The following is a 15,901-nucleotide window of genomic DNA, read 5'->3' as shown; positions in this document are numbered from 1 at the left end:
ACTACAACACCAATTGATCGGACGCCCTTCTTCTGAGCACTGTACGTTCTGGCCTAAACGACGAGATAAAAACCGCTGCGAACAAGATGATTTGACTTTAAGTGACCAATAATTAGTATGGTCACAAATAATCTCCACTCAAGGAAATACGATGCCTCCCCTGCGCCCCATTGCTCTTCTGGTGAGTGCCAGCCTCATGGCAGGTTGCGCGGTCGGCCCGGATTACCAACGTGCCGCCGCGCCGCTTTCGAGCCGGTACCTGGGCCAGCCTGCGGTCGAACAGCGCTCCACGGCCGCACCGACCCTGCTGGTCAACTGGTGGGAAGGCTTCGCTGATCCCACCCTCACCGCCTTCATCCAACAAGCCCTGGAACAGAACCTGGACCTGGCGCAGGCGTCGGCGCGCGTCACCCAGGCACGGGCCGGCCTGGGCGCGGCCAACGCCGCTTTGCTGCCCTCGGGCAACATCAGTGGCCAGGCCGCGCGTTCATACCAATCGGTCGAGACCCCGCTCGGCCAGGTGCTGGACTCGACGCCCGGCTACGACCGATACGGAAACTTCTACGAGCTCAACCTCGGTGCCGGCTGGGAGATAGATGCCTTCGGCGGCCTGCGCCGCGGGCGCGAGGCGGCGCTGGCCGAATACCAGGCGTCGGAGGCCGGTGCCGTCGCCACGCGCCTGGCCGTCGCAGCGCAGGTCGCTGACATCTACATCACCGTGCGGGGTCTACAGACCCGGCTCGACATCGCGAACCGCCAGGTCAGGACGCAGCAGGACCTGCTGGAAAAAGTCCAATTGCTCTACAGCAAAGGCCTGGCCGCCAGCTATCAGGTCCGCCAGACCGAGGGACAATTGTCAGAGGTGCAGGCCACCGTGCCGGTTTTGCAGGCCGGGTTGGACGCGGCCATGAATGCGCTGGATGTGATGCTCGGCACGCCGCCTGGCACCCATCGCCCGCAATTGGCTCAGGTGGGCGATATTCCTCTCGCCCCATCGATGGCGACGACAGGAACCCCTGCGGACCTGCTTCGACGTCGACCTGACCTCATCGTCGCCGAGCGCCGCCTGGCGGCCTCCAACGCACGCATCGGCGAGGCCGTCGCCGAGTATTATCCGAAGTTCTCCCTCAGCGCCTTGCTCGGCAGTGCCACGGCGGTGTCCGGCGGCAATCTTTTCAGCGGCGGGGCCAGCCAGTCGGCGGGTGTGCTGGGGCTGCGCTGGAGGCTCTTCGATTTCGCCCGCATCAACGCTCAGATCGAACAGGCCAAGGGCCAGGAAGCCGAAGCGCTGGCGGCTTATCGCCAGTCGGTGTTGCGCGCCACCGAGGAGGTTGAAAACGCCCTCAGCGCCCTGGTGAACCGCGAAGCCCAGGCGACGACCCTTGCTCAAGGGGAAACGTCGCTGACCCAGGCTCGCCAATCGACGTTTATCGCCTACCGGAAAGGTACCGCCAGCCTGATCGATGTGCTCAATGCCGACGAGACCCTGCTGCGCACGTCCGACACCCGAGCGCAGGCGCGAACGGAATCGGCACGGGCGGCAGTCGCGGCCTTTCGGGCGCTCGGCGGTGGCTGGCAGCCACCTGAGGAAACGCCCGTGGCAACCCGGTGACCACTCCTTGAACGGGTCACCCATTGGCAATATCAGGTAAGACTATTCATGAGGAGTTCACCACCCCCGTGGCGAGGGAGCTTGCTCCCGCTGGGCTGCGCACCAGCCCTTTTTCTGTGAACCTCTAGCTCAGGGCATAAGACTGCGCAGGATCAGGTTGGAAGTGAGCGTGGGCGCTTCCTCGACGAAATCGAGGTTGTACTGCAGCAGCAACGGATTGACGAACGGCCGCAGCGCCAGGTGAATGGCTTCGACGGTTTCGTCCAGTGGCGTCTTGCGCTCAAACTCGCCGAGCTCACGACCTTCCCGGACGATCTGCAGCACGAAGCTCTTGATCTGCTCGTTGTAGATTTGTGAACTGGGCCAGCGCTCCGAGGCCGAGAACGCAGCGATGTCGTAGAGCTTGCGCTCATTGAAGAACAGGTCCACGCCCGTCGCGATCACGGTCTTGACCAGCCGGCGAAAACGCTCCGTCGCCGACAGCCCTTCTTCCTGGATGGCTGCTTCGACGGCCGCAACGATTTTCGACAGGCAATTGGCGCAGATAGCCTCGCCGATCGCCTGCTTGGAATCGAAGAATTTATAGATGTACGCCTTGGAAAAACCGATGGCCTTGGCCAGGTCGGAAACCGTGGTCTTGCCATAACCGTACTGGCTGAAGTGTTCATTGGCGGCGGCGACAATCTGATCGCGAATATCGTGATCGACGGGGCCGCGGGCGCTGGGTGAGGTAATGGATGGCTGGTTCATGGGGGCAGCTTACGCACCCGAAAGGTCGCTGACAACTCATGACCTTTCCGGAATAGAGTCACAAAAGGCTCCCTTCGAGGCTAATGCTGTTCACTTAAGGCGATCGGGGAATCCGTGGCGAGGGAGCTTGCTCCCGCTGGGCCGCGAAGCGGCCCCAAAACCTGCCAAATACGTAGTATCAGACACACCGCATCCGCCGGTTTGCGACTGCTTCGCAGCCGAGCGGGAGCAAGCTCCCTCGCCACGGATAGATCATTTTGTTAAGTGAACAGCATTACCCTTCGAGCCGGCCATCCTTTGGCTGTCAGCCAATCACATCGGCATACACCGCCCTGTCGACATTGCCCCCGGACAGCACCACCCCGACCTTCTTCCCCTCCATCAACCCACGCTCCTGGATCAGCCCCGCCAGAGCCGCGGCGCCGGCACCTTCGGCGAGGTTATGGGTGTCGGTGTAATAGACGCGCATGGCCTCGGCAATCTCCTGGTCACTGACCGCCACGATCCGCGCCGCCGCGGCGCCGTAGATGGCCAAGGCTTCGGGAATCGGCCTGCGCACGGCAAGGCCGTCGGCGAAGGTGTTGGCCGAAGCGGTTTCGCAGATTTCTCCGGTTTCAAATGACATTTTTGCAGCCGTTGCCTCGGTAGACACCACGCCTACAACCTGGGTCTGCAAGCCCAGGGCATCGCGCGCGGCAATCACTGCGCAAATCCCCGAGCCACAGCCGATGGGTACGTAGACGGTGTCTAGGTCGGGCACAGCCTTGAACAGCTCAAGGGCATAGGTGGCGACGCCCTTGACCAGCTCGGTATGAAACGGCGGCACGAGAAACAGCTCCTGCGCTTGCGCCAGGCGTGCCGCCTCCTCCCGGGCCTCATCGAAATCGCGGCCGTATTCGATCACTTCGCCGCCGAAGCCGCGCATGGCATTGTTCTTTTCGATCGAGTTACCCTCCGGCACCACTATCAACGCCTTCAGCCCCGAGGCGCTGGCCGACAGCGCCAGGCTCTGGCCGTGGTTGCCACGGGTGGCGGTGACGATCCCCTTTGCTTGCGGGTGCTCACGCTTGAGCCAATGCATGAAGGTAATGCCGCCACGCACCTTGAAAGCCCCGGTGGGGGTATGGTTTTCGTGCTTGACCCACACCGTGCATCCCAGCCGCTGCGCCAACAAGGGCCAGGCGTACTGGGCGGTGGCGGGCATGACTTGATAGACCTGCCGAGCCGCTTGTTCAATCTCGTCGAGCGTCAGTGTGTACATGAGAATGGCCTCCTGGAATTTCGTCCAGTCTAGCCAGGGGCGCCGAGCCCCGGCTTTCAAAAAACCGACCTGACTTTTCCGGCGTCGCTTTACTACTATGAACACCATGAGCCATCGCAACCGCCCACAACCGCCGCGCAAGACTGAATCGACCCGTCGCATCGAAGCAGGGCCGTGGGCGATCGAATTGCTCCCCGGCTGCGCCTATGCAGCGCGCTACATCGCGAGCCAGTCGGCGATCGGTTTTGCGTTCGACAGCCAGCGCGGCTTGCATGCGATCGGCAGCGACCGGGTGCAGCCCTTCAATGCGCTGCCCAACGGGCTGGCGTTCGTCCCGGCCCAGTGCGACGTGTATTCACAGTCACCTCATGGCGGCGAATACCTGCGCCTGATACGCACCGATGGATTCGTGCTTGAGGGCGATCATCCCTTCAACAATCGCATCGACCCTTGGGCCATTGCGCTCGCGCAGCGCATGCGTCGCGCGCTCCTGCACGGCTCGATCGACGACGATTGGGAGGCTTGGGCCCTGGCACTGGCCGAATGCGCGGCAGCGGAAAACTCCAAGTCGGCAAGGCCCCAAGGTTCCCTCACCGACAGCCGGATGCGCTTGCTGGATGAATTCATCGACGCAGGCCTCGATCAGCCATTGGCCGTACCGGCGATGGCGCAGCTGCTGGGGCTGTCAGAGGGCTACTTCATGCGTGCGTTCAAGGCCGCGACAGGCAAGAGCCCCCATGGCTACCTCATCGACCGACGCCTCGCCAGGGCCCGGGCGCTGATACGCGATTGCTCGGCCACACTGCCGGAAATCGCCCTCGCCTGCGGTTTCAGCTCACAAGCGCACATGACAACGACGTTCAAGCAGCGCCTTGGTGTGAGTCCGGCGCAATTGCGTCAAATGACGAAGTGCATTTGACGTCCTTGACTTAATGGTCCAGTTTTCAAGGACAGCATCTCACCGGACGTTGTGCTGGATACACCCCATTCGTGAATCAGAGGACCGCTGCCGCCTATGATCGATGTACGAAGAATCTGCGCCGTTAAGTCTTGTTGGGTGCCCCTGTGTCGCTGATCCCGCTGGTTGTGTGCGACGACTCCACCATGGCGCGCAAGCAGGTGTTGCGTGCGCTGCCGCAAGATTGGCCGGTTTCAGTCACCGAGGCGGTCAACGGTCGCCAGGCGATGGATGCCATACGCCAGGGCCTTGGCCACGTGGTGCTGCTCGACCTGACCATGCCGGAGATGGATGGTTATCAAGTATTGAGTGCCTTGCGCGCCGAGGGCTTGAAAGCGCAGGTCATCGTGATTTCCGGCGACGTCCAGGACGAAGCGGTACGCCGGGTGCATGAACTGGGCGCGCTGGCGTTCCTGAAAAAACCTTTCGACGAAAACCAGTTGCGCCAGACGCTCACCGGGCTGGGTCTACTGACTCAACCCGGCCAGGCACCGCTGCAAAATCGACCGGCACCGAACGCGGCCATCAGTTTCCAGGATGCGTTCCGCGAGACGGTCAACGTTGCCATCGGCCAGGCCGCGGCGCTGATTGCCAAGGTCCTGGGCGTCTTCGTGCAATTGCCGGTGCCGAACGTGAACATCCTCGAAGTCGGGGAACTGCACATGGCGCTGAACGACGTCGGCAGCTCCCAGCAACTCACGGCCATCTGCCAAGGCTTTATCGGCAGCGGCATCGCCGGTGAAGCACTGCTGATATTCCATGACTCGGAGATCGCCGACATCGGGCAACTGATGCAGCGCGAGAGCGCCGACTATTCGGACCTGGAGATGCTGGTGGACCTTTCCAGCATCCTGATCGGTGCTTGCCTGAGCAGCATCGCCGAACAGATCGACGTGATTTTTTCCCAGGGGCATCCGCAGATCCTGGGTCAGCATGCAGCAATCGATGAATTGATCCGCGCCAACCGCGTCCACTGGAAAAAGACCCTGGCGGTGGAAATCAGCTATGGCCTGGAAGGCCAGGATATCCGCTTCGACCTGTTGCTGCTGTTCACGGAAGACTCTATCGAGCGGCTTACCCACAAACTCGCCTACCTGATGAACTGAGCCATGAGCGAATCCATCGATCTGAACGAATTCCACTGGTTGCTGGCCATCGTTCAGAGCATCGACGTCGGCGTGGTGGTACTTGATCGCGAGTACCGCGTACAGGTCTGGAACACCTTCATGGAGAACCGCTCCGGCGTGCAGCCCAAGGATGCCCAGAACCGCAACTTCTTCAGCCTGTTTCCTGAAATCGATCGCCCCTGGTTCAGCCGCAAGGTCGAGAGCGTCGCGACCCTCGGCACGCCGGCATTCACGGTCTGGGAGCAGCGCCCGTACCTGATGCGGTTCAAGAGCTACCAGCCGATCACCGGCCAGGAAGAGTTCATGTACCAGAACACCACGCTGCTGCCCCTGCGCTCGCCCGACAACCGGATCAATCACATCTGCCTGGTGATCTACGACGTCACCGACGTCGCCACCAACCGCCACCAGATCCAGGCCGCCAACGCACAACTGCAACTGCTGTCCAGCACCGATCGCCTGACCGGCTTGTACAACCGTGGTCATTGGGAAGCCAGCCTGAAAGCCGCCTACGCCCGCCATCAACGCTACGGCAATGCGCTGAGCCTGGTGATGCTCGACATCGATCACTTCAAGCGGGTCAACGACACCTACGGTCACCAGGCCGGCGACAAGGTCATCGAGCAAGTCGCCCGACTGTTGCACGAGCATGTGCGCGAATCCGACGTCGCCGGGCGTTACGGCGGCGAAGAGTTCGGCGTGGTGCTTTCGGACACCGACTCGGCCGGCGGGCAGATTTTCGCCGAGCGCCTGCGCAAGGCAGTTGAAGAGTCGCTGGTGCAGTACAACGGCCAGGACATAAGTTTCACCGTCAGCCTGGGCGTGGCCGACCTGAGCCAGCCCGCCAACGACCACGCCGAACTGATCGCCAGGGCCGACCAGGCGTTGTACACGTCGAAAAAGACCGGACGCAATCGCGTGACGGTTCACGGGCACTGAGCCACCGCCCCTTCCTCCACAGGAAATTCCTGCCCAATCAAATTGTGGGAGCGAGCCTGCTCGCGAAGGCGGCAGCACTTCAACATTATTCTGGCTGATAGATTGCTATCGCGAGCAGGCTCGCTCCCACAGGGGAATGGCGGTGGTTTCGAAGTTTGTGCCCGCCCATAACTGGTCTGTCCAATCTACTTTTTATCTGATTGGTCTTGCCAATATTTTTTCCGCCGTGTAGTTTCGAGCCAACATCAGCGGCGCAGCTCACTGCGCGCCTACAACAAGAAAGAGTGTCTCGGTTCCGGCAGCCGTGCGCTCACTCCCCTCCTACCGCGCGCAGCCATCCATCGCCTGCGCGCCAGCCAAGGAGCATCAACATGCTGACTGTCGTCTGTAACGAACCCGGTTCTCTAACCGCCATCGAACGTGAAATGCCCGTCAGGAAACCGCGAGAGGTCCTGATTCGAGTCAAGCGTGTCGGCGTCTGCGGCACCGATCTGCATATTTTCAGCGGCAACCAGCCCTTCCTCGAGTACCCGCGCGTCATGGGTCATGAGTTCTCCGGAATTGTCGAAGCCAGCGACGCCTCCAGCGACCTGGCTGTCGGTGATGTCGTCTACGTGATGCCCTATCTCTCCTGCGGCACTTGCGTTGCCTGCCGTCAAGGCAAGACCAACTGCTGCACCCGCATCCAGGTCCTGGGCGTCCATTGCGACGGCGCCTTCACTCAATACCTCAGCGTTCCCCAGGAGTTCGTGCACAAGGCCGTGGGGATTTCCCTGGACCAGGCGGCGATGATCGAATTTCTCTCCATCGGAGCCCACGCCGTACGTCGCTCGAACGTCCAGGCAGACAAACACGCCCTGGTGGTCGGCACCGGCCCGATCGGCATGGCGGCGGCGATTTTCGCGAGCCTGCGCGGGGCGAAAGTCACCGTACTGGATACCCGCCAGGATCGCCTGGCGTTCTGCAAGGAACATCTGGATATCCACGCGGCCGTGCATATCGGCGAAGGCGACAAGCAGGCCTTGGCCGAACTGACCGGGGACGATTTTTTCGACGTGGTATTCGATGCCACCGGCAACGCCCGGGCGATGGAGCGCGGATTCGAATTCATCGCCCACGGTGGCACCTACGTGATGATCTCGGTGGTGCGAGATTCGATTACTTTTTCCGATCCTGAATTCCACAAGCGCGAAGCCACGCTGATGGGCAGCCGCAACGCCACCCGGGAAGATTTCCAGTACGTCGAGCAATGTTTGCGCGAGGGCTTGATTCCCGATGCAGCCCTGAACACCCATCGGTTGCTGCTGAGCGACGTGGCCCGTTCCTTCTTCACATTGCTCGACCCCAACCAAGGAGTGGTCAAGGCAATCATCGAGTGCTAGGCAACGGAGGACACCGTATGAACCCGCCTGCTTCCACCTTGCTTGTCCTGGCGTCCGGTGACGATGTTGCCGTAGCCCGGGGCGACATTCCCGAAGGTCAAAGCCTCAACGCCGATGGCATCACGCTGACCGCCCGACAACCGATTCCATCCGGTCATAAAGTCGCCCTGCGCCCGGTGTCGGCCGGCCATCGGGTACTCAAATACGGGCAGACTATCGGCCAGGCAACCCGAGACATAGAGCCCGGCGATCACGTCCACGTGCACAACCTGGACATGTCTGCGACCAATGCCGAACACAGCGTGCAGAACGTCTATGTGCCCACATTGCCGAGCAGTCACCGCGCTACGTTCGAAGGTTATCTGCGTGACGATGGACGCGTCGGCACGCGCAACTACATTGGCGTGATTGCCAGCGTCAACTGCTCGGCGACCGTCTGCAAGCACATCGCCAAGGCCTTTTCATCCGAGCGGCTGAAAGGTTTCCCCAACGTCGACGGCGTCGTCGCAATCACCCATGGCAGTGGCTGTGGCATGGGGGCCAAGGGTGAAGGCATCGACATCCTCAAGCGCACCTTGCGTGGGTATGCCGATCACGCCAATTTCGCCGGGGTGCTGTTGATCGGCCTCGGTTGCGAGGTCAACCAACTCACCCCGCTCATGGATGAACTGGGTGATCGCCGCGCTGCACTCAGGGCCAGCCTGATCATTCAGGACGAAGGCGGCACCCGAGAAGCCGTGCAACGGGGTATTGCCGCTATTGAGACGATGCTGCCCATCGTCAACCAATGCCGGCGCACGACCGTAGCCGCCAGCCACCTGTGCGTCGGTCTGCAATGTGGCGGCTCGGATGGCTACTCAGGCATCACGGCCAACCCGGCGCTCGGCGCGGCCGTGGACCTGCTGGTGCAACAGGGCGGCACCGCGATCCTCTCGGAAACCCCGGAAATCTACGGCGCTGAACACCTGCTGACAGCCCGCGCCGCGTCCGCCGACATCGCGGCGAAACTGATGGAGCGCATCCATTGGTGGGAAACCTATGTGCAACACAACGACGGCGACATGAACAACAACCCATCACCGGGCAACAAGGCCGGAGGCATTACCACCATTCTGGAAAAATCGCTGGGCGCGGTGGCAAAAGCCGGCTCGACCGGGCTGATGGGGGTCTATCACTACGCTGAAAAAATCGATACCCGGGGCCTGGTTTTCATGGACACCCCCGGCTACGACCCGGTGTCCGCGACCGGCCAGGTGGCGGGCGGCGCCAATCTCATCTGCTTCACCACGGGTCGCGGCTCGACCTACGGCTGCAAGCCCACGCCCTCCCTGAAGATCGCCACCAACACCCGCCTGTTCCAGCACATGGAGCTGGACATGGACTTCAACGCCGGTGGCATTGTCGACGGTGTGGAGTCGGTGGCCGAGGCCGGTGAACGGTTGTTCCGGTTGATGCTGCAGACCGCCTCCGGAAGCCGCACCCGCAGCGAGGAAAACGGTCTGGGCGATAACGAATTCCTGCCCTGGCAGATCGGTGCGGTGATGTGAGTCGTTGCACTCTTTTCCACATCAATGAACACGATCAAGCGGCTATGGTAGCCTTTGCGGACCCTCAGATGGACGCCCACCCATGGTCTCACCGATCAACGCCACCGAACGCAAGCCGTACCAGAAAATCGCTGATCAACTGCGCAACTACATTGCCGAGGGGGAATTCAAGACGGGCGCAAGGCTTCCCCCCGAGCGCGATTTGACCCAGCTTCTCGGGGTTTCCAGGCCGTCCCTTCGCGAGGCGCTGATCGCCCTGGAAATCGACGGCGACATCGAGATCAAGATGGGCTCCGGCGTGTACGTACGGGCCAGGTCCGGCGATGCAAAAAAACCGAGCATGACCTTGGGCGAGAGTCCCTCGGAACTCATGCAGGCTCGTGCCTTGATCGAGGGCGAGTCGGTGATCCTGGCGTGTCTGCATGGCAAGAAAAGCGACTACCGCTACCTGCAGGAATGCATCGATGCCATGCGCGCGAGCATCGCCAGTGGTCTGCCGCCGTTGGAGGATGACCGCAGATTTCATCAGCGCCTGGCGAAAATGAGCGGCAACTCCGCCCTGGTGCGGATCATCACCGCCCTGTTCGATGAACGTCACAATCCGATTTCGGCGCACCTGAGCAAACACGCGGAGAACGCACTGACGTGGGAGGCGGCAGTCGTCGAACATGAAGCAATCCTGCACGCCGTGTCCACCAAGGACGTGCTCGGAGCACAAACCTCGATGCGCCAGCACCTGAGCCGCTCGGAAAACCGCTGGCTGCGGGCGCTCGAACCTGAAGCCCCCGCCGACTAGGCCACACATTCAATCTCTGAACAAAGAACTATTGGTCCGGGGACATGGTGGAACCTGTGGCGAGGGGATTTATCCCCGCTGGGGTGCGCAGCGCCCCCAATCCGATTGAACGCGATTTGCCTGATGCACCGAGGTGTCTGTTTCAGGGCTGCTGCGCAGCCCAGCGGGGATAAATCCCCTCGCCACAAAAGCCCCGGCGTCCTGACGCTTGCCTCGATTGATGCTGGTACCCGCTTTTGTGGCGAGGGAGCTTGCTCCCGCTGGGGTGCGCAGCGCCCCCAATCCGGTTGAACGCGATTTGCCTGATGCACCGAGGTGCCTGTTTCAGGGCTGCTGCGCAGCCCAAACCGGTTGAATGCGATTTGCCTGATGCACCGACGTGTCTGTTTCAGGGCTGCTGCGCAGCCCAGCGGGAGCAAGCTCCCTCGCCACGGGTTCGTGTAGGCAGTTGGGTATGGTATGCACCGACGCGTCTGCACTCCTGCCTCGTTTCCCTACCGGTACCCGCTTTTGTGGCGAGGGAGCTTGCTCCCGCTGGGGTGCGCAGCGCCCCCAAACCGGTCGAACGCGATTTTCCTGATGCACCGACGTGTCTGTTTCAGGGCTGCTGCGCAGCCCAGCGGGAGCAAGCTCCCTCGCCACGGGTTCGTGTAGGCAGTTGGGTATGGTATGCACCGACGCGTCTGCACTCCTGCCTCGTTTCCCTACCGGTACCCGCTTTTGTGGCGAGGGAGCTTGCTCCCGCTGGGGTGCGCAGCGCCCCCCAAACCGGTTGAATGCGATTTGCCTGATGCACCGACGTGTCTGTTTCAGGGCTGCTGCGCAGCCCAGCGGGAGCAAGCTCCCTCGCCACGGGTTCGTGTGGGCAGTTGGGTATGATATGCACCGACGCGTCTGCACTCCTGCCTCGTTTCCCTACCGGTACCGCTTTTGTGGCGAGGGAGCTTGCTCCCGCTGGGGTGCGCAGCGCCCCCAATCCGGTTGAATACGATTTGCCTGATGCACCGAGGCGCCTGGTTTCAGGGCTGCTGCGCAGCCCAGCGGGAGCAAGCTCCCTCGCCACGGGTTCGTGTGGGCAGTTGGGTATGATATGCACCGACGCGTCTGCACTCCTGCCTCGTTTCCCTACCGGTACCGCTTTTGTGGCGAGGGAGCTTGCTCCCGCTGGGGTGCGCAGCGCCCCCCAAACCGGTTGAATGCGATTTGCCTGATGCACCGACGTGTCTGTTTCAGGGCTGCTGCGCAGCCCAGCGGGAGCAAGCTCCCTCGCCACGGGTTCGTGTAGGCAGTTGGGTATGGTATGCACCGACGCGTCTGCACTCCTGCCTCGTTTCCCTACCGGTACCGCTTTTGTGGCGAGGGAGCTTGCTCCCGCTGGGGTGCGCAGCGACCCCAAACCGGTCGAACGCGATTTGCCTGATGCACCGAGGTGTCTGTTTCAGGGCTGCTGCGCAGCCCAGCGGGAGCAAGCTCCCTCGCCACGGGGTGTTGCTTGGGTTTAGTGTGCTGTTTGGTCCAGTTGTCGGCGCACGGCCAGTTCCACGCCGCGGATTTCTGCCAGGCCCTTGAGGCGGCCGATCAGGGAGTAGCCGGGATTGCTCTTGCGATGCTGGTCGTCGAGCAACTGATGCCCATGATCTGGACGCAGCGGCAAGCGCGGGCCGCCTTCGCGCTCGCGCCGGCGCTCTTCGGCCACCAGGGCGCTGATGACCCCGACCATATCGACGTCTCCAGCCAGGTGATGGGCTTCATGAAAGCTGCGTGGATCGGCTTCCCGACGGGTCGAACGCAGGTGAGTGAAGTAGATGAACGGCGCAAAGTGCCTGGCCATCGCCACCAGGTCGTTGTCCTCGCGCACGCCGTAGGAGCCGGTACAGAATGTCAGGCCATTGGCCGGGCTTGGCGCGGCGTCCAGCAACCATTGAGCGTCTTCGGCGGTAGAAAGGATGCGCGGCAGCCCAAGCAATGCCCGGGGCGGGTCGTCCGGGTGGATCGCCATGCGCACGCCCACCTCCTCCGCAACCGGAATGACCGCGCGCAAAAAATACCCCAGGTGCTCACGCAACCTGGCCTCGTCGATGTCGGCGTAGGTACGCAGCAACTCGCGGAATTTGTCCAGGCTGTAGTGTTCTTCGGCGCCGGGCAATCCCGCGATCAGGGTATCGACCAAAGCTTCGCGCCCGGCCGGCGACAGTTGTTCGAAATAGCCCTTGGCCTGCTGGATATCCTCGGCGCTGTACTCGTCCTGCGCTCCCGGCCGCTGGAGGATGAACAGGTCGAAGGCGGCGAACGCAGTCTGGTCGAAGCGCAAGGCCCAACCGCCATCCGCCAGTTCATACGTCAGGTCGGTGCGGGTCCAGTCCAGCACCGGCATGAAGTTGTAGCAGACGATATCGATGCCGCAGCTCGCCAGGTTACGCACGCTTTGCTGGTAGTTGGCGATGTACTCGTCACGACGTCCGCAGCCGCGCTTGATGTCTTCGTGCACCGGAATGCTTTCCACCACAGACCAGGTCAAGCCGGCGGCTTCGATCAGCGCCTTGCGCGCCGCGATGGCGTCCACCGGCCAGACCTGGCCATTGGGAATCTCGTGCAACGCGGTGACGATGCCGGTCGCACCGGTCTGGCGAACGTCCGCCAGGGAAATCGGATCTTTGGGGCCAAACCAACGCCATGTCTGTTCCATGTTCTTCTCCTTGTTATCAGTTGGGTACGGCAAAGGTGTGCAACAGGCTGTCGACGCCATCGCGGCTCAAGGCGGCGTAAGCACGGTGCACGGCGTCGCGAAACGCGGCGCGAGCCGACAGCGCCGGCGGGAAGACTTCTCCAAGGTCGAGAAAAGCATCGACCCGCGATGCGCCGTCGAAGCGTCCCGCAACGTCGGCAAAGGTTGCGCTCAGCGGGTCGTCGACCACATGCGCCGGTCGACCGGGCAACGGCTGCGTGCAGTAATGAATCCAGGCGGCAATTCCCAGCGCGGTGCAGTCGATGCCGCGCCCTTGGTCGAGCAATTGCTCTGCGCCGAGCAACCAGCGCTGCGGCAATTTTTGCGAACCGTCCATGGCAATCTGGCGCAAGCGGTGTTGCAGGCTGTCGTTGGCGAAGCGCGCCAGCAGGTCGCGACCGTAAACCAACAGGTCGATCCCTGCCGGCATGTCCAGCGTGGGCGCGGCTTCCTCGGTCATGTAGCGCTCGATGAAATGCGCCAGCCTTACATCGCTGACGGCCTCGAAGACTGACTCATGCCCGGCCAGCAGCCCCACATAGGCCAGCAACGAATGGCTGCCGTTGAGCATGCGCAATTTCATGGTTTCGAACGGGCGCACATCGTCGACCATCTGCACGCCTTCGGCTTCCCAGTCCGGTCGGCCAAGGGGAAAGTGGTCCTCGATCACCCACTGGCTGAAGCTTTCACAGACCACGGCGGCGCGGTCGTGGCAGTCCAATTGTTGCGCCAGCCGGGCGAAGGACTCCTCGTCCATCGCCGGCACGATGCGGTCGACCATGGAGCTGGGAAAGGCCACCTGTTGCTCGATCCACTGCGCCAGCGCCTGATCCTGCAACGCGGCCAATGCGCTTACCGCCTGGCGGGTGCGCTGGCCGTTGTCGGGCATGTTGTCACAGCACAATACGGTAAACGCCGGGACGCCCGCGGCGCGACGACGACGCAGGGCTTCCAGGACCATGCCGGGCGCCGAACGCGGCGCCTGCGGATGAGCGATGTCATGAGCAATTATCGGATCCTCACGGCGCAACTGCCCTGAAGAAGGGCTCAGGCAGTAGCCTTTTTCAGTGACGGTGAGCGTGACGATCCGCGTCTGCGGCGCGGCCATGCGTTGCAACAACTGCTCCAGTTCCTGACCGCCCTCGCCCGCATACAAGGCCTCGCGCAACACCCCGATTTCCCGCAGCGTCACCTGCTCGCGGTCACGATACTCCGCCACATGGTAACGACCGTCCTGCTCGCGCAATTGCTCGACCAAGGCTTGATTGGAGCGCAGGTTGGCGCTGCACAAGCCCCAGTCGCTGTCGCCGTGGCGATTGAGATTGCGTTGCAGGTACACCGCCTGATGCGCCCGGTGAAAGGCCCCCAGGCCCAGGTGCACGATGCCGATCTCGCGGGCCTGGCCGGTGGCGGGAACGCGTTGGTTGAGCGACATGGCTATCCTCCTTCAGGGATGGTCGAGGGCTGGACGCGGCTGGACGCCTGCATCGGCCTGCGGCGCGACACCTGCTACCGCCAGCGGCTTGACGTAACGCGCCACGCACAGCGCACCGATGATAGTCAGCAGGCCCGCCAGCAGGAACGCGCTGGTGAACGAGCCGGTGAACTGGACGATGAACCCGGTCAGGGTCGGCCCGATGATGCCCGAGGTGTTGGCCAGGAAATGCATGAAGCCACTGACGCCGCCGACACGCGCCGCAGGCACCGTATCCTGGATGATCGCCCAATAGATCGCGCCGGTGAGGTAGAGGAAAAACACCGCCAGCGCCACCAGGATCACGGCCGGATATAGCGTCTTCACCACCCCGGCGACGCCGATGCAACCGGCGCAGGCCAATAGGCAAGTCACCAGCACGACTTTGCGCGAGAACATGATCCGCCCGGTCTTCTTGAACACGAAGTCGGAAATGAACCCACCCAATGCCAGACCCAGGAACCCCAGCAGCCAGGGGATGACCGTGGCGATGCTCATGTCCTTGACGTTCAGGCCGTGGGCCATGGTGAGATAACTGGGGAACCAGGTCAGGAAGAAGAACAGCGTGTAGTTATAGGAAAAGAACGCCAGGGAGGTGAACAGCACCGTCGGCTGCTTGAGGTAGAACCGCAGCGGGAATACCGGTTGCGACGCCAGCTCGCTCTGCCCCTCCGCCCGCAGGATATCCTCGGCGCCCTCGCCCTCGGGCTTTTCCTTGACGAACTTGTACCAGATTGCCGCCCAGATCAGGCCGACCAGCATGATGATGATGAACGACACCTTCCAGCCGTAGGTGACCGCAATGAAGCCCACCACCGGACCGGAAATCGCCCCGCCCAGCGGCGTGCCGGACATCGAGGCGCCGAGGGCTCGCGCCCGGCGCTTGGGGGTGTACCAGTTGTTCACCATCTTGCTGGTAGTGACGCTCAGCGGACCTTCGCCCATGCCGAACAGGATCCGGATGAGCACCAGCGACGCGAAGCCCACCGTCAGCACCGTGAGGCCGCTGAATAACGACCACAGGACCATGGCCAGCAGCAACGTGGTCTTCGCGCCATAACGGTCGGCGGCCCAGCCACCGATGAAGTTGAAGGCGGCATAACCGACGAAAAAGCTGCTGAAGATCATGCCCATCTCACCCGTACTCAGACCGTAGTCCTTCTGGATGAACGGCGCCGCCACAGACAATGCCGACCGGTCGAGGTAATTGATCACCCCGGCCAGGAACAGCATGATGATGATTAAGCTACGTCCTTGACCAAACATGGTGGAACCTCCCGCTTGTTGTGTTTATTCGGTGAGGGTGCCCATGACAGGCACGATGGAACCG

At 62.2% G+C, this 15,901-nt stretch carries 12 protein-coding genes; 7 read left to right on the top strand and 5 right to left on the bottom strand.

The window, feature by feature from the left end:
- The first annotated feature begins 151 nt into the window (after nt 1–151).
- Nucleotides 152–1,612 carry an efflux transporter outer membrane subunit gene (locus J3P97_RS11870; RefSeq protein WP_434674239.1) on the top strand — a complete coding sequence of 487 codons (1,461 nt, stop codon included), beginning with the start codon at nt 152–154 and terminating at the stop codon, nt 1,610–1,612.
- A gap of 129 nt (nt 1,613–1,741) precedes the next feature.
- On the opposite strand, the gene J3P97_RS11865 is transcribed toward J3P97_RS11870, so the two are convergent.
- Together J3P97_RS11865 and J3P97_RS11860 are read right to left on the bottom strand one after the other, a co-directional pair.
- Entirely contained in the window at nt 1,742–2,362 is a 621-nt protein-coding gene (locus tag J3P97_RS11865; RefSeq protein ID WP_434568707.1) for a TetR/AcrR family transcriptional regulator, read from the bottom strand.
- 304 nt (nt 2,363–2,666) lie between these two features.
- On the bottom strand, nt 2,667–3,623 hold the full coding sequence (locus tag J3P97_RS11860) for a threonine dehydratase (RefSeq protein WP_434674238.1): 957 nt from the start codon (nt 3,621–3,623) through the stop codon (nt 2,667–2,669).
- 106 nt (nt 3,624–3,729) lie between these two features.
- Here J3P97_RS11860 and J3P97_RS11855 point away from each other — a divergent pair, with 106 nt between their 5' ends.
- From J3P97_RS11855 to J3P97_RS11830, 6 genes are all read left to right on the top strand, one after another.
- A complete protein-coding gene (locus J3P97_RS11855) occupies nt 3,730–4,542 on the top strand; it encodes a helix-turn-helix transcriptional regulator (RefSeq protein WP_434674237.1) in 813 nt (270 codons plus the stop codon).
- Nucleotides 4,543–4,727: 185 nt separating this feature from the next.
- On the top strand, nt 4,728–5,687 hold the full coding sequence (locus J3P97_RS11850) for a response regulator (RefSeq protein WP_434605119.1): 960 nt from the start codon (nt 4,728–4,730) through the stop codon (nt 5,685–5,687).
- Between the two features lie 3 nt (nt 5,688–5,690).
- Nucleotides 5,691–6,647 (top strand): diguanylate cyclase, encoded by a 957-nt coding sequence (locus tag J3P97_RS11845; RefSeq protein ID WP_434604593.1) that lies wholly within the window; start codon nt 5,691–5,693, stop codon nt 6,645–6,647.
- 371 nt (nt 6,648–7,018) lie between these two features.
- The gene (locus tag J3P97_RS11840) at nt 7,019–8,029 is read left to right on the top strand and encodes a zinc-binding alcohol dehydrogenase family protein (protein ID WP_434674236.1); all 1,011 of its coding nucleotides are present in this window, start codon (nt 7,019–7,021) and stop codon (nt 8,027–8,029) included.
- A gap of 17 nt (nt 8,030–8,046) precedes the next feature.
- Nucleotides 8,047–9,576 carry a UxaA family hydrolase gene (locus J3P97_RS11835; RefSeq protein ID WP_434674235.1) on the top strand — a complete coding sequence of 510 codons (1,530 nt, stop codon included), beginning with the start codon at nt 8,047–8,049 and terminating at the stop codon, nt 9,574–9,576.
- Nucleotides 9,577–9,658: 82 nt separating this feature from the next.
- Nucleotides 9,659–10,372, top strand: a complete 714-nt coding sequence (locus J3P97_RS11830; RefSeq protein WP_434674234.1) for a FadR/GntR family transcriptional regulator — start codon at nt 9,659–9,661, stop codon at nt 10,370–10,372.
- A 1,498-nt stretch (nt 10,373–11,870) separates the two neighbouring features.
- On the opposite strand, the gene uxuA is transcribed toward J3P97_RS11830, so the two are convergent.
- Genes uxuA through J3P97_RS11815 form a run of 3 tightly spaced genes read right to left on the bottom strand, consistent with a single transcriptional unit; the run spans nt 11,871 to nt 15,837 of the window.
- Nucleotides 11,871–13,058 carry a mannonate dehydratase gene (gene uxuA / locus J3P97_RS11825; protein WP_434674233.1) on the bottom strand — a complete coding sequence of 396 codons (1,188 nt, stop codon included), beginning with the start codon at nt 13,056–13,058 and terminating at the stop codon, nt 11,871–11,873.
- 16 nt (nt 13,059–13,074) lie between these two features.
- Entirely contained in the window at nt 13,075–14,532 is a 1,458-nt protein-coding gene (locus J3P97_RS11820; RefSeq protein WP_434674232.1) for a mannitol dehydrogenase family protein, read from the bottom strand.
- A gap of 12 nt (nt 14,533–14,544) precedes the next feature.
- On the bottom strand, nt 14,545–15,837 hold the full coding sequence (locus J3P97_RS11815; RefSeq protein ID WP_434568715.1) for an MFS transporter: 1,293 nt from the start codon (nt 15,835–15,837) through the stop codon (nt 14,545–14,547).
- Nucleotides 15,838–15,901: the final 64 nt, after the last annotated feature.

This window comes from Pseudomonas sp. R1-15, from assembly GCF_051132085.1.
Taxonomy (GTDB): Bacteria; Pseudomonadota; Gammaproteobacteria; order Pseudomonadales; family Pseudomonadaceae; genus Aquipseudomonas.
This window is presented reverse-complemented; position numbering and strand designations above follow the sequence as displayed.

Bases quoted from the DNA above. Each gene is read 5' to 3' on its own strand.
- J3P97_RS11870 (WP_434674239.1), top strand. From the start codon at position 152: ATGCCTCCCCTGCGCCCCATTGCTCTTCTGGTGAGTGCCAGCCTCATG.
- J3P97_RS11865 (WP_434568707.1), bottom strand. From the start codon at position 2,362: ATGAACCAGCCATCCATTACCTCACCCAGCGCCCGCGGCCCCGTCGAT.
- J3P97_RS11860 (WP_434674238.1), bottom strand. From the start codon at position 3,623: ATGTACACACTGACGCTCGACGAGATTGAACAAGCGGCTCGGCAGGTC.
- J3P97_RS11855 (WP_434674237.1), top strand. From the start codon at position 3,730: ATGAGCCATCGCAACCGCCCACAACCGCCGCGCAAGACTGAATCGACC.
- J3P97_RS11850 (WP_434605119.1), top strand. From the start codon at position 4,728: ATGGCGCGCAAGCAGGTGTTGCGTGCGCTGCCGCAAGATTGGCCGGTT.
- J3P97_RS11845 (WP_434604593.1), top strand. From the start codon at position 5,691: ATGAGCGAATCCATCGATCTGAACGAATTCCACTGGTTGCTGGCCATC.
- J3P97_RS11840 (WP_434674236.1), top strand. From the start codon at position 7,019: ATGCTGACTGTCGTCTGTAACGAACCCGGTTCTCTAACCGCCATCGAA.
- J3P97_RS11835 (WP_434674235.1), top strand. From the start codon at position 8,047: ATGAACCCGCCTGCTTCCACCTTGCTTGTCCTGGCGTCCGGTGACGAT.
- J3P97_RS11830 (WP_434674234.1), top strand. From the start codon at position 9,659: ATGGTCTCACCGATCAACGCCACCGAACGCAAGCCGTACCAGAAAATC.
- uxuA (WP_434674233.1), bottom strand. From the start codon at position 13,058: ATGGAACAGACATGGCGTTGGTTTGGCCCCAAAGATCCGATTTCCCTG.
- J3P97_RS11820 (WP_434674232.1), bottom strand. From the start codon at position 14,532: ATGTCGCTCAACCAACGCGTTCCCGCCACCGGCCAGGCCCGCGAGATC.
- J3P97_RS11815 (WP_434568715.1), bottom strand. From the start codon at position 15,837: ATGTTTGGTCAAGGACGTAGCTTAATCATCATCATGCTGTTCCTGGCC.